Source organism: Nocardia sp. NPDC041819 (assembly GCF_055590505.1).
In genome coordinates, this window is sequence record NZ_JBVJAP010000013.1 from 129,631 (window position 1) to 142,336 (window position 12,706).

At 69.7% G+C, this 12,706-nt stretch carries 11 protein-coding genes; 7 read left to right on the plus strand and 4 right to left on the minus strand.

Going from position 1 to position 12,706, the window contains the following annotated elements; genetic code table 11:
- Window positions 1-20: 20 nt before the first annotated feature.
- From ACZ6DL_RS29515 to ACZ6DL_RS29525, 3 genes are all read left to right on the plus strand, one after another.
- A complete protein-coding gene (locus ACZ6DL_RS29515; RefSeq protein WP_466055975.1) occupies window positions 21-1,331 on the plus strand; it encodes an FAD-binding oxidoreductase in 1,311 nt (436 codons plus the stop codon).
- Window positions 1,332-1,746: 415 nt separating this feature from the next.
- Window positions 1,747-2,325 (plus strand): TIGR03086 family metal-binding protein, encoded by a 579-nt coding sequence (locus tag ACZ6DL_RS29520; RefSeq protein ID WP_393233841.1) that lies wholly within the window; start codon window positions 1,747-1,749, stop codon window positions 2,323-2,325.
- A 600-nt stretch (window positions 2,326-2,925) separates the two neighbouring features.
- The gene (locus tag ACZ6DL_RS29525; protein WP_466055977.1) at window positions 2,926-4,980 is read left to right on the plus strand and encodes a thioredoxin domain-containing protein; all 2,055 of its coding nucleotides are present in this window, start codon (window positions 2,926-2,928) and stop codon (window positions 4,978-4,980) included.
- A gap of 161 nt (window positions 4,981-5,141) precedes the next feature.
- Here the strand turns inward: ACZ6DL_RS29525 and ACZ6DL_RS29530 are convergent, their stop codons facing one another.
- Both ACZ6DL_RS29530 and trhA read right to left on the minus strand, forming a co-directional pair.
- Window positions 5,142-6,770, minus strand: coding sequence for an adenylate/guanylate cyclase domain-containing protein (locus ACZ6DL_RS29530; protein ID WP_466055979.1), 1,629 nt, complete (start codon window positions 6,768-6,770; stop codon window positions 5,142-5,144).
- Window positions 6,771-6,815: 45 nt separating this feature from the next.
- Complete coding sequence (trhA, locus tag ACZ6DL_RS29535; protein ID WP_466056089.1) at window positions 6,816-7,454, minus strand: PAQR family membrane homeostasis protein TrhA; 639 nt, start codon at window positions 7,452-7,454, stop codon at window positions 6,816-6,818.
- Between the two features lie 259 nt (window positions 7,455-7,713).
- On the opposite strand from trhA, the gene ACZ6DL_RS29540 reads away from it, so the two are divergent.
- Window positions 7,714-8,493, plus strand: coding sequence for an isoprenyl transferase (locus ACZ6DL_RS29540; RefSeq protein ID WP_062972490.1), 780 nt, complete (start codon window positions 7,714-7,716; stop codon window positions 8,491-8,493).
- Window positions 8,494-8,554: 61 nt separating this feature from the next.
- Window positions 8,555-9,154: a hypothetical protein gene (locus ACZ6DL_RS29545; protein ID WP_466055981.1), complete on the plus strand. Its 600-nt coding sequence runs from the start codon at window positions 8,555-8,557 to the stop codon at window positions 9,152-9,154.
- 6 nt (window positions 9,155-9,160) lie between these two features.
- Here ACZ6DL_RS29545 and coaA read toward each other — a convergent pair whose 3' ends face one another.
- A complete protein-coding gene (gene coaA, locus ACZ6DL_RS29550; RefSeq protein WP_040869612.1) occupies window positions 9,161-10,093 on the minus strand; it encodes a type I pantothenate kinase in 933 nt (310 codons plus the stop codon).
- A 181-nt stretch (window positions 10,094-10,274) separates the two neighbouring features.
- On the opposite strand from coaA, the gene ACZ6DL_RS29555 reads away from it, so the two are divergent.
- The gene (locus tag ACZ6DL_RS29555; protein WP_466055983.1) at window positions 10,275-11,474 is read left to right on the plus strand and encodes a DUF885 domain-containing protein; all 1,200 of its coding nucleotides are present in this window, start codon (window positions 10,275-10,277) and stop codon (window positions 11,472-11,474) included.
- Between the two features lie 43 nt (window positions 11,475-11,517).
- On the opposite strand, the gene ACZ6DL_RS29560 is transcribed toward ACZ6DL_RS29555, so the two are convergent.
- Entirely contained in the window at window positions 11,518-11,976 is a 459-nt protein-coding gene (locus ACZ6DL_RS29560) for a PaaI family thioesterase (protein WP_373283909.1), read from the minus strand.
- Between the two features lie 94 nt (window positions 11,977-12,070).
- Here ACZ6DL_RS29560 and ACZ6DL_RS29565 point away from each other — a divergent pair, with 94 nt between their 5' ends.
- Window positions 12,071-12,649: a TetR/AcrR family transcriptional regulator gene (locus ACZ6DL_RS29565; RefSeq protein ID WP_466055985.1), complete on the plus strand. Its 579-nt coding sequence runs from the start codon at window positions 12,071-12,073 to the stop codon at window positions 12,647-12,649.
- The last annotated feature ends 57 nt before the right edge of the window (window positions 12,650-12,706 follow it).

Sequence of the window (12,706 nt, forward strand, 5' to 3'; positions counted from 1 at the left end):
GCTGAGAGTCAGGACGAGCAATGACATTCGACGAACTGCGCGCCGCGCTGCCCGGTCGCGTGCTGGTGGCCGGTGACGAGGGTTTCCAGACCGCGGCCAGGCCGTGGACGACGACGGTCACCCAGCCGGTGGCCGCCGTGGTGCGGGCCGGCGACGCGGGCGACATCGCGACCGTGGTCCGGTACGCCGCCCGCGTCGGCGCGCCGGTGGTGACCCAGCCGACCGGTCACGGCGCGTCCGGCGCAGTGCCCGACGCGATCCTGGTGCGCACCGGGCAGTTGGACGACATCGAGATCGATGCCCAGCGGCGGGTGGCGCGCGTCGGCGCCGGGGCCGCGTGGGGCCGGGTGCAGGCCGCCGCTGCAAGGCAGGGCTTGACCGGCCTGGCGGGCAGCAATCCGGTAGTCGGCGTCACCGGTTACACCCTCGGCGGCGGTATGGGCTGGTTCGGCCGCAAGTACGGCTGGGCCAGTGACGCCGTGCGCGCGTTCGAGGTGGTGGACGCCGACGGCGCTCGGCGGCGGATCACGGCCGAGGGCGATCCGGACCTGTACTGGGCGCTGCGCGGCGGCGGTGGCGACTTCGCCGTGGTGACGGCGCTCGAGTTCGACCTGTTTCCCGCGCCGGAGCTGTTCGGCGGTCGCACCCTGTGGCCCGAAGCGCGGATCCGCGAGGTCTTCGACGTCTTCCAGGAGATCACCGCCGCCGCGCCCGAGGACCTGAGCGTGTGGTTCCAGCGCTTGCAGATCCCGGACGCACCGCCCATGGTCGGCCTGGACGCGGTATACCTCGGTGATCCGGATCGCGGGCGTGCGTTGCTCGCGCGGCTCGACGCCATCGGGAACCCGATTCTCGACCGGCGCGGCGTTTTCGGGCCCGCCGATATCGGCGCGGTCACCGGCGAACCGACGGACCCGAGCCCGTCGCTGTCGCGTGCCGAGCAGCTCACCGATCTCGGCGACGCCGTGGTCAAGGCCCTGATCGATGAGCCGGTCGCCCCGCTGGCGAACGTGCAGATCCGGCACCTGGGCGGCGCCATGGCCACCGCCGGGCCGGACGGGGGCGCGCGCGGCCCGATCGCGGAGCCGTACCTGCTCTACTGTCTCGGCCTCGGGCTGCCGCACCTCGTCGACGCGGTGACCGCGCGGCGCACCGCCCTCGTCGACGCGGTGAGCGGGCAGGTCAGCGGCAGCAAGCCGTACACCTTCCTCACACCCGGCGAAACCGCCTCGGCCGCTTTCGATTCCGCGACGCTAACCCGGCTGCGCGAGATCAAGCGCGCCCGGGACCCGCACGGTGTCATCCGGGCCAACTATCCGGTGCTCGGATAGACCGACGGCGGCGGGGCCGAGACCGGCCGGGGTCTCGGCTCTCTGCTGTTCGAAAGGCCAGTCGGCGTCGCGGCCCGCCTCGGGGAACGGAATCGTCCGGAACACCGCGTCGGTGAGTGTCGCATATCAATTTGTTCGGGGGTGTCCGAGAAAAGGCGGCGACGGCCTGCTCGGTGTGTCGAGCGCCCGAAATGTATCCAGCAGAAGTCGAACCCGAAGTAGCCGTTTCCCGCGTACCGGAAACGCATCGCGACTTCGCTCGAGCGAACCGGACGAGATCGTAGCCGGATTGTTCGCGGTCCCGACAAGCACACCCCCGGCAACTATCTCGGCGCAAGGTGGTGTTCGCATTACCGCGCACTTGTCGGCGTCCTGTGTTACCAATTCAGCCAGACCGCTCGACCGAAGGATGCTCATGGACAACGTGATCGGACAGATCGACCGTGCACTGGATGCGACCGGAGCGATCGTCGCCGCCGTGGGAGGAGCGGGTCTGGCGGCGCCGACGCCGTGCCGGGAGTGGGATGTCCGCGCCGTGCTCAACCACACCGTGGGCGGCATGCACATCTTCGCGGCAGCGCTGAGCGGCACGGACGCGGGCGCCGAGCACGAATCCGACTGGCTCGGCGGTGATCCGCAGGGGGCGTACGCCGCGGCGGCCGAGGTGGACCGCGCCGCCTGGCACCGGCTCGACGCGCTGGACGGCACGGTGGCCATCTCGCTCGGGGAACTCCCCGGTCCCGCGGCGGCACTGGTGCATCTCACCGAGCTCCTCGTGCACGGCGTCGATATCGCGGTGGCCATCGATCGGCCGGATCTGGCCGACGACGAGCTATGTGGCGAACTGCTCGCCACCATGCAAGCCATGGGAGGCATCGATACATTCCGCGGGCCCGGCGTTTTCGGGCCCGAAGTCGCGGTCGCCGACGACGAACCGGCGCACCGTCGGTTGTTGGCGTACGTGGGTCGAGAAGTACTTGCCCGAACCGCCTAGTCGGCGGGAACGAGCCCCTCCGTCGCGGCAGGGGGCTTGCGCACTCCATCCGGTTGCCGTGAATTCTCCATAGGCCACCGGTAGCCGTTCCGACGGCGTGAATGGAAATGACTTCGAGCCGGAATATCCTACCGATAACCGACATTCGCATTTCTCGTGCGGGAGCGGCCGAACCGAATTCAGCCGCTCCCGCACGGCACATCGGACGCCCGAGATCTCCAGGAGACGAAATACCGGCCCGAGCGAATCGAGTCGACGGATCCGAGGAGCCTGCCGTGGACCGCTCTACCGATCGAGCTACCGGAATCGCATCGATCCGGACGGGGCTCGAGCCCGCGACCAATCCAGTGAACACGAAAGTAACCGTTGCCTGCGCGTCGGAGTCGCCCCACCACGAGCCCTCGAGTTTCGGCACGGCGAGTCCTGCCCCGCGGCCTTCTCCGCCCAGTAGGCCGTCAGGTGGGGTTCGTACCGCGGTGGCGAGAGCGCCCCTGCTGCCTCAGCGGTGACGTAGTCGTTCGCGGCGGATGTCCGGACCACGAGTCGAGACCACCGGCCGTGCCGCCCGCACGGCGCCGGGATGCGCCGTACGGTGGAGCCATGAACCGGCTCGGAGAGGCGACGTCCCCGTACCTGCGCCAGCATGCGGACAACCCGGTGCACTGGCGGGAATGGGATGCGGAGGCACTGGCCGAAGCGCGCGAGCGGGACGTGCCCGTCCTGCTCTCGGTCGGGTACGCGTCCTGTCACTGGTGCCACGTGATGGCGCACGAGTCGTTCGAGGACACGGCCACGGCCGAGCAGATGAACGAGAACTTCGTCTGCGTGAAGGTCGATCGGGAGGAGCGGCCCGATCTGGACGCGGTGTACATGAACGCCACGGTCGCGATGACAGGTCAGGGCGGCTGGCCGATGACCTGTTTCCTCACCCCCGACGGTGAACCGTTCTACTGCGGCACCTACTACCCGAAGCTTCCGCGCGGCGGCATGCCGTCGTTCACCCAGTTGCTCACCGCGATCACCGAGACCTGGCGCACCCGGCGAGACGAGGTGAACCAGGCCTCCGCGCAGGTGGCGGCGGCCCTGCGCGACCAGACGGCGGGACTGCCCGACACGGACCTGACGATCACCCCGGAGTTGCTCGCCCACGCCGTCGCCGCCGTGCTGCGCGACGAGGACGCCGAGCACGGCGGGTTCGGCGGCGCTCCGAAATTCCCGCCGTCGGCGCTGCTGGAGGGACTGCTGCGGCACTGGGAGCGCACCGGTGACGGCGCGGTGATCGAGGTGGTGGCCCGCACCGCCGAGGCGATGGCACGCGGCGGCATCTACGACCAGCTGCGCGGCGGATTCGCGCGGTATTCGGTGGACGCCCGATGGGTCGTGCCGCATTTCGAGAAGATGCTCTACGACAACGCGCAGCTGCTGCGCGCCTACGCGCACCTGGCCCGGCGCAGCACCCCGGCGCCTCCGGAATCGTTGTCGCGGCGAGTGACCCGGGAGATCGTACGGTTCCTGCTGGACGACCTGGGGACCGCACAGGGCGGCTTCGCCTCCGCGCTGGACGCCGACACTCACCTGGAGCCCGGCGAGCCGGGCGTCGAGGGCGCGACGTATGTGTGGACGCCCGCCGAGCTGGCCGGCGAACTCGGGCCGATCGACGGGGCATGGGCGGCCGGATTCTTCGGCGTCACCACCGCCGGGAACTTCGAACAGGGCACCTCGGTGCCGACCAGGTACGTCGAGCCCGCCACGGCGGAGGACGCCGCGCGGGTGGAACGCGTGCGAGCGGCGTTGATCGCGGCCCGCGACCGCCGCCCACAGCCGGACCGGGACGACAAAGTGGTCACCGCGTGGAACGGAATGGCGATCACCGCGCTCGCCGAGGCCGCGTCCGCGCTGGACGAGCCGGAGTGGACCGCCGCCGCCGTCCGGTGCGCGCGCTTCCTGCTGGCCGAGCACGTGGTGGACGGGCGGCTGCGGCGCGCATCGCTCGGCGGCGTCGCAGGCACCGCGCCCGGCATCCTGGAGGATCACGCCTGGCTGGTCACCGGCCTGCTGGCGCTGCACCAGGCCACCGGTGAACTCGGCTGGCTGGAAGACGCCCAGCGCATGCTGGACCTCGCCATCGAGCACTTCGCCGACCCGGACCAGCCGGGCAGCTGGTTCGACACCGCCGACGACGCCGAAACCCTCGTCGCCCGCCCGCGTGACCCGGTCGACGGCGCCACTCCCGCGGGCGCCTCCGCGCTGGCCGAAGCGCTGCTCACCGCCGCGGCCACGAGCGACCCCGAACGAGCCGTCCGCTACCGCGAACTCGCCGACCGCACCCTCGAGCGCGGCGCGATCGTGCTGGCGCGCGCGCCCCGTTCGGCGGGTCAGTGGCTCGCCGTCGCCGAGGCGGCCCTGCGCGGTCCCTTGCAGGTCGCCATCGCGACCGCCGAACCAGCCGCCCAGCCCACCGAATTGCTCGCCGCGGCTCGTTCGGCCGCCCCGGGTGGCTCGGTCGTCCTCGCCGCCGCGCCGAACGCCGTGCCGCTCCTTGCCGACCGGCCCTTGGTCCGTGACGCGGCCGCCGCCTACGTCTGCCGAGGCTCCGTGTGCGACCTCCCGGTCTCCACTCCGGACCAGCTCCGGGCGGCGCTCCAGCGGAACTAGCGGCAATAGGGCGATCCAGCGGCTCGCGCCCGAGCGGGCGAATCGATGCCTGGTCGGCGTATCGAAAGGTGCGGCGCCAGTCCGTGGGACCGTCCAGGCGCGCCCTGGTCCAAGGCGACACTCTGCAACACGATGACTTCCGGCTTCGAGGAAGGGAGTCCCTAGCGACGAGGTGGGGCGTCGAGCTCTGCGCCCGGTGTCCTGGTGCCCTCGGGCTCGGGTGCGGTGGTGTGGATTTCGATGACGGGATTGGTGTCCGGCGGCAGCTCGGGCTGATCGGTGCGGGTGCTCGTGGACTCGGGCCGCGCGCCGGAGCTGTCGATGTCGGTCCAGCAGACCCTCGGCTCCTTCATGCCGCGTAGCACGATGGTGTCGTAGAACGTCCATTTGGCGCGTTCGTGTTCCGCGCCGGCTTCGATCACCGCCTGGCTCACCAGGATCCGCCGCGGCACCTCTTTGGCCGCCGTGGTGAGGCGGGCGGCCTCGTTGACCGCGTCGCCGATCACCGTGAACTCGAGCCGGGTGTCGGAGCCGACGTCGCCCGCGAAGACCGGTCCGCGTGCGACGCCGATCCCGATGTCGAGTTCGCCGGTGGCGAGCACCTCGTCCCGGATGCGCCGCGCCGCCCGCAGGGCCGGGGTCGCGTTGTCGCGCAGCGCGATCGGCGCACCGAAGACACACAGTGCCGCGTCGCCCTCGAACTTGTTGACCAGGCCGTTGTTCTCCTCGGTCGCCGCGACGACGATCGCGAGCAGCCGGTTGAGTTTGGCCACGAACTCCTGCGGCGGCAGCCCGGTGGACAGCTCCACCGACCCGGTCACGTCGACGAACAGCGCCGACACCTCGCGCACGTCGCCGGTGAGGTCCGCCCCGCCCGCGAGCGCGCGCTCGGCCACCTCCGTCCCGACATGCCTGCCGAACACCTCCCGCATCCGCTCGCGTTCGCGCAGGTTCGCGGCCAGCTCGTTGACCGAATGCTCCAACCTGCCGATCTCGCTGGTACTGCCGATCGGCACCCGGGCTCCCCAGTCACCCTGGGCGATCCGGTCCAGCGCCTGACGCAGGGTGCGCATCGGCGCGGCGACCGCGCGAGCGAGGAATGCCGTGGCCAGCGCGCCGACTCCGATGCCGACCCCGGACAGGTAGATGGCGGTGCGCACCCGGTCGGATGCGGCCGCCGCCGGGTCGGCCAGCACGACGATCAGCATGAGCAGCGGAAGCGCCGCCGCCACGGCCCAGGTCAGCACGACCCGCACCAGCACAGAGGAACTCCAGTGCATGGTCCAGCCGAGCACTCGGGCCACCACCGGAATGGTCGGGCGGATCAACCGGTCCACGATCAGGAAGGTGACCGCCGCCGACTCGAAGGCGCCGATGGTGAACAGCGCCGCCGTCACGCCGGGGTCGTTGTGCGGGCTCAGCTGCGCGAAGATCACGGTCGCCACGATCACGCCGGGAATCCACAGCGCGAGCGCGCGCATGGTGATGGCGACGGGCAGGTGCAGCAGGCGCCGCGCCTCCACCTCGGTCGGCTTGCGCGCGGCGTCGAGCCAGCCGAAGTACGTCTTGCGGTCGCGCACCGCCAGCACGATGCCTGCCACGAACCCGACGGCGGGGTAGATGCCGACGAAGGCCAGCGCCCGCGGCCAATCCGGGCCCAGTCTGCCGAGGAACCCGTTCAGCCACAGCTGGGTGACGATCACCGCGAGGCCGCTGAGATTCGCCGTGGTGACCAGCGCGGCCAGACCACCCCTGGCTTTGAGCGCCCAGACGACGAGCTTCGCGATCATGGGATCCGCCCCTCCTCGTCCGACCTCCCCGTCGACTCTATTCGCTCAGCGCAAGACGACGAGCCAGACCGCCGCGTAATGGGTCAGTGCCGCGAGCACCGTGGCCGCGTGGAAGAACTCGTGGTGGCCGAAGACGTCCGGCCACGGGTTCGGCCACTTGGTGGCGTAGAGGATCGCGCCGCCGCTGTAGAGAAGGCCACCGATCAGCAGCAGAATCAGCGGCGCGATGCCGATCTGATTGTTCAGCTGTCCGGCCACCGGCACGATGGCCCAGCCGAGCAGCAGATACAGCGGAACGCCCACCCAGCGGGGAGCGGTCGGCCAGAGGAGTTTCAGCGCCACTCCGGCCAGCGCGCCCGCCCAGACCACGGCCAGCAGGGTCTGTCCGGTGCGTCCGGGCAGGCCGAGCAGGGCGAAGGGGGTATAGCTGCCCGCGATGAACAGGAAGATCATCGAGTGGTCGGCTCGCTTCATCCTGATGCGAGCGCGAGCGGTCGGCCAGGTCACCCGGTGGTAGACGGCGCTGACGCCGAACAGCCCGCACACGGTGAGCCCGTAGATCAGCGTGGACCATCCCGCGGTCGCCGAGATCGTCGCGGCGGTGGCGATCAGCACGATCGCCGCGATCGCCGCGACCCCGACGGCCCAGGTATGGATCCAGCCCCGCAGGCGCGGCTTGACCAACGCCTCGGCGAGGGCTTCGCCCGCCGAGCCGGGGACCGGCGGGACCGGTGCCGGGTGGGTGGCGCCGACCGATTCGGACACGAGTACCTCCTCGAGGGGCAGCCGGACGATTCTGTTCGCGGCCCTGCGGGCCCGGTATCGACGAGCCCGGCTAACCCGTCAGTAACCTACGCAACCGTAACTTGCGCGCTCCCGGCCACTCTACCGGCCTATCGCGGTCGATGCCGTGATCGTGCCCCCGAGGCGTAGGGTTGCCCGCGTGGAACTTCCGAGTCAGGTGCGGGGTCTGCCGTATCGCATCTACGAGGCCCGGCTGTCCAGGCAGCTGGCCGGCAAACAACATCCCCGGCACGTCGCGGTGATGTGTGACGGCAATCGCCGCTGGGCGCGGGAGAACGGTTTCACCGACGTCAGTCACGGCCACCGGGTCGGCGCGCTGAAGATCGCCGAGCTGGTCGGCTGGTGCGAGGCCGAGGGCATCGAGATGGTGACCGTCTACCTGCTGTCCACCGAGAATCTACAGCGCGATCCCGACGAACTGGAGACGCTGTTCGAGGTGATCACCGACGTGGTCGAGGAGCTGTCGGCGCCGGAACAGAACTGGAGCGTGCGCATCGTCGGCTCGCTCGACGGCTTCCCCGAGCTGATCGCCAAGCGGCTGCGCACCGCCGCCGAGCGCACCGACGGCCGCGACGGTGTGCACGTCAATGTCGCGGTCGGCTACGGCGGCAGGCAGGAGATCACCGACGCGGTGCGCTCGCTGGTCCGCCAGGAGATCGCCGCGGGTGAAACCGGCGAGGACCTGGTCCAGTCGATCACCGTGAACGCCATCGGCCAGCACCTCTACACCTCCGGTCAGCCCGACCCCGATCTGGTCATTCGCACGTCCGGCGAGCAGCGGCTTTCCGGGTTCCTGCTGTGGCAGAGCGCATACTCGGAGATATGGTTCACCGAGGCGTATTGGCCGGAGTTCCGCCGGGTGGATTTCCTGCGGGCACTGCGCGACTTCGCCGCGCGCCATCGCCGTTTCGGCGTCTGAGTCGACCTCGGGCCGGTGAAATCGGCGCCACCTCCGCCGTTCTCGCGTACCGTGCGGTCTCATGAGCGCGTTCGGCCAACCGCCCGCCGAAGCCGTCCGGCGCGAAGCGGGCGACTTCATCAACTATGCCGAGTTCGGTAGACGCTTCCTGGAGTACGCCGCCTCGGAAGAGCGCATCTCCGGCGCATTCGCACAGTTGACCGGCACGGCCTTCGATTTCGGCCCGATCGGCGTCGGGCCGGGCCGCCTGGCCAAGGTGACCGCGGAGGTTCAGCTCGGCGCGTCCCGGCTGCGCCGTCACGGCGAAGAGACGATCGCGTTCGAGCTGATCATCCCGCTCGAGGTCGACCTGCTGCTGGACTTGACGGTCGATCGGCACCGCTTCCACGTCGAGGGCACCGTGCACCTGCACCTGACGGTGCGCACGGCCGCGCCACTGCGGGTGGTGATCGATATCGCCGAACCGCGGCCGGCCGACGTGCGCGTCGATGTGGCCGCCGCCACCAAGCGCGGGCAGTTGCTGCGCATCCTCGCCAGCGTCGATCACGAGATCAAGCGTTTCGTCGCCCGCTACATCTCCGCCGAGATCCGTAAGCCGCACATCGCCGCGGTCCGCGATATCGACGTCGCCCGGCGCCTGGACGAGGCGTGGAAATTGTAAGCGGAATCACAATTTCCGTAGCCGCAGCCGGTTGATGCTGTGATCGGCGTCCTTGCGCAGCACCAGGGTGGCGCGCGGACGGGTGGGCAGAATGTTCTCCACCAGATTCGGCCGGTTGGTGTTGTTCCAGATCTCCTGTGCGGCGGCGGTGGCCTGTTCGTCGGTGAATCCGGAGTAGTGGTGGAAATGCGCGTTCGGATCGGCGAAAGCGGTGTTGCGCAGGGTGAGAAACCGTTGCACGTACCACTTCTCGATGTCCTCGATACGCGCGTCGACGTAGATCGAGAAGTCGAACAGATCCGAGACCATCAGGCGCGGACCGGTCTGCAACACGTTCAAACCCTCCACGATCAGAATGTCGGGCTGGCGCACGCAGTGCTGCTTGCCCGACACGATGTCATAGGAGATGTGCGAATACACCGGTGCGCAGACTTCGGCCGCACCGGATTTCACCTCGGTGACGAATCGCAGCAGCTTGCGGCGGTCGTAGCTCTCCGGGAAACCCTTGCGGTGCATGATGCCGCGCCGGGTGAGTTCCGCGGTGGGATAGAGAAATCCGTCGGTGGTGACCAGGTCGACCCGTGGGTGGTGATCCCAGCGGGCCAGTAGCGCCTGCAACACGCGCGCGGTGGTCGACTTGCCCACCGCGACACTGCCCGCGACGCCGATCACGAACGGTACCTGCTGGTCGGGATGGGTTTCGCCGAGGAAGGTCGCGGTCGCGGCGAACAGCCGCTGACGGGCGGCCACTTGCAGGTGGATGAGACGAGCGAGCGGAAGATAGACCTCCGCGACTTCCTCGAGATCGATCTGTTCCCCGAGACCGCGCAGGCCGATCAGTTCTTCCTCGGTGAGCACCAGGGGAGTCGATTTACGCAGGGTCCGCCACTGTTTCCGGTCGAATTCCACGTAGGGACTCGGCTCGCTCATTCGTGCCACTTACCCGACGCTCCATTTCGGCAAACACGCACAGTGCGGGTGCGGATCCGGTGAGATTCGGTCTAGCTGTCGCCGCATAGCCGAATTCTGCTCCGCGTCAACATCGTGGGATGAGCGGGGTACCACTACCCGTTGGTAACCGACTCGATGCCGCAGGTGTGAACCGCTAATGTCGGCTGGCATGGATGCGCATCCGCTCGTGACCGAATACTTGCGGCTCGGCCTCGCCTTCGACCGGCTGGAGGAAGGGTTCGTCGACGCCTATACCGGCGACCCCGCACTGCGCCGCGAGGTGCAGAACGCGCCCGCGCCGCAGCCGCGTGAGCTGGCTCGTCGTGCCGCCGAGTTGCGTGCTGCGGTGCCGGAGGCCGGGCTGGCGCCGCAGCGCGCCGAATTCCTCGACGTGCACCTGCGCGCGCTGGAGTGTTCCGGGCGGAAGTTCGCCGGGGACGACATCGGGTTCGTCGAGGAGGTCAGCGCCTACTTCGACGTCGATATCGCGCCCGGCGACGTGGACGACTACCGCGACGCGCACCGGCAGATGGACGAGGTGCTCGCGGGGGACGGTCCGCTGGCCGAACGGGTGGCCGCGCACCGCAAGGCCGATGAGATCCCGCCCGAGCGCCTGCAGGTCTGCGTCGAGGCGTTCTCCGGCGCGCTGCGCGAGTTGGTCCGCGCCCGCTACCCGCTGCCCGACCACGAGCACGTCACCTACGAGGTGGTCGGGGACAAGCCGTGGTCCGGGTTCAACTACTACCTGGGCAACTACCACTCCCGGGTCGCGATCAATTCCGACCTGAAGCAGCACATGGCGCACCTGCCGCAGCTGATCGCGCACGAGTCCTACCCGGGGCACCACACCGAGCACTGCCGCAAGGAGGCCGGGCTGGTCGCCACCGGGCAGGCCGAGCAGACGCTGTTCCTGGTGAACACGCCGCAGTGCCTGATGGCCGAGGGGCTCGCGGATCTGGCCCTGCGCTCGATCGTCGGACCCGGCTGGGGCAAGTGGGCGCAGGAGATCTACGCGGATCTGGGACTGCGCTTCGACGGCGAACGAGCCGAACGCCTTTCGAACGCCTCCGCCAAGCTGCTGAGCGTGCGCCAGGACGCCGCACTGCTGCTGCACGATCGGGGGCGGTCGCAGGACGAGGTGGCGGAGTTCTTGCAGAAATGGAACCTGACGACGCCCGAGCGGGCGCGCCAGTCGCTGCGCTTCCTGTCCTCGCCGCTGTGGCGGGCGTACATCTCCACCTACGTCGAGGGGTACCGACTGCTGGGCGGGTGGCTCGATCGCGCGGCCGACGCCGAGGACCGGGCCGACCGCTTCCGCAGGCTGCTCGACGAGCCGCTCACGCCGGGAGCGTTGCGCGCGGCCGCGTGAGCCGGTGTCCGGCGGGAACATTCGGGTCGGAGTGCTCCTCGGGTCACTGTTGTGCGCGGAAGATGACGCAGGTGGTGGTGGCGTGCGCGACCAGGCGGCCCTGCTCGTCGACCACCCGTCCCTCGGCGGTCGCGGTGGTGCGCCCGACGTGGATCGTGGTGCCGGTGGCGGTGAGGCGCTGTCCGCCGGTGGGCACGGCCCGGATGTAGTTGATCTTCAGCTCCAGCGTCGTGTACCCGACGCCGGGCTCCAGCGTGGTGTGCACCGCGCAGCCCATCACCGAGTCGAGCAGGGTCGCGCAGATGCCGCCGTGGGTGGTGCCGAGCGGGTTGGCGAAGTCGGGCCGGGTGCGCAGCGCGAAGACCACCTTGCCGTGTTCGAGTTCGTCGACCTCCATGCCGAGCAGATCGCCGATGAACGGCGGGCGATCCGTCCGGCTCATCGCGGTGCGCAGGAGTTCGAGACCGGACAGTCGCGCCGGGTCGACCGTGGCTTCGGACATCAATCCCATCCTTTCGATGAACCGATCGGTCCACATCTGAGATGATTGCAACATGGACCGATCGGTTCACGCAACCCTCGAGCAAGGAGCTCGCATGACCGCAGGGCCGCGCGCCAGGCTGATCGAAAGCGCCATCGAACTGGTCCGCGAGCAGGGTGTGCACGCCGCGGGACTGGCCACCCTGCTGGAACGCAGCAACGCCTCACGCAACTCGCTCTACCAGCACTTCCCGGCGGGGAAGAGCGAGCTGGTCGAGACCGCCACCCGGGTGGCGGGCGCGCGGATCGGCGAGGTGATCGACAAGGTCACCGCCGCGCCGCCGCGCCGCTGGTTCGATTCGCTGCTCGGTTGGTGGGTGCCCGCGCTGCGGAAGACCGGCTATCGCGCCGGGTGCCCGGTCGTCGGGGCGGCGCTGGCCGAGTCCGAGCCCCGGGTGCAGGCGGCCGCCGGAGAGGTGTTCGCCGCCTGGCACGAGCGGCTCGGCTCGGCGCTGGTCTCGGCGGGCATGACCGCCGCCGACGCGCGCTCGTTCAGCAGTTTCGCGTTCAGCGCGATGGAGGGAGCCATCATCCAGGCGCGGGCCATGAAGTCCACGCGCCCGCTGGAAGACGCGCAGCGGCATCTCGCGGTGCTGTTGGAGAGCTACCTCCCGGAGGACGACGACTCCCGCTGACCATGGTGCGGTGCGCGCCGAGAGTGTCGCACGTCACGGCCGTACCGCACGACGCGC

Bases quoted from the DNA above. Each gene is read 5' to 3' on its own strand.
- ACZ6DL_RS29515 (WP_466055975.1), top strand. From the start codon at position 21: ATGACATTCGACGAACTGCGCGCCGCGCTGCCCGGTCGCGTGCTGGTG.
- ACZ6DL_RS29520 (WP_393233841.1), top strand. From the start codon at position 1,747: ATGGACAACGTGATCGGACAGATCGACCGTGCACTGGATGCGACCGGA.
- ACZ6DL_RS29525 (WP_466055977.1), top strand. From the start codon at position 2,926: ATGAACCGGCTCGGAGAGGCGACGTCCCCGTACCTGCGCCAGCATGCG.
- ACZ6DL_RS29530 (WP_466055979.1), bottom strand. From the start codon at position 6,770: ATGATCGCGAAGCTCGTCGTCTGGGCGCTCAAAGCCAGGGGTGGTCTG.
- ACZ6DL_RS29545 (WP_466055981.1), top strand. From the start codon at position 8,555: ATGAGCGCGTTCGGCCAACCGCCCGCCGAAGCCGTCCGGCGCGAAGCG.
- ACZ6DL_RS29555 (WP_466055983.1), top strand. From the start codon at position 10,275: ATGGATGCGCATCCGCTCGTGACCGAATACTTGCGGCTCGGCCTCGCC.
- ACZ6DL_RS29560 (WP_373283909.1), bottom strand. From the start codon at position 11,976: ATGTCCGAAGCCACGGTCGACCCGGCGCGACTGTCCGGTCTCGAACTC.
- ACZ6DL_RS29565 (WP_466055985.1), top strand. From the start codon at position 12,071: ATGACCGCAGGGCCGCGCGCCAGGCTGATCGAAAGCGCCATCGAACTG.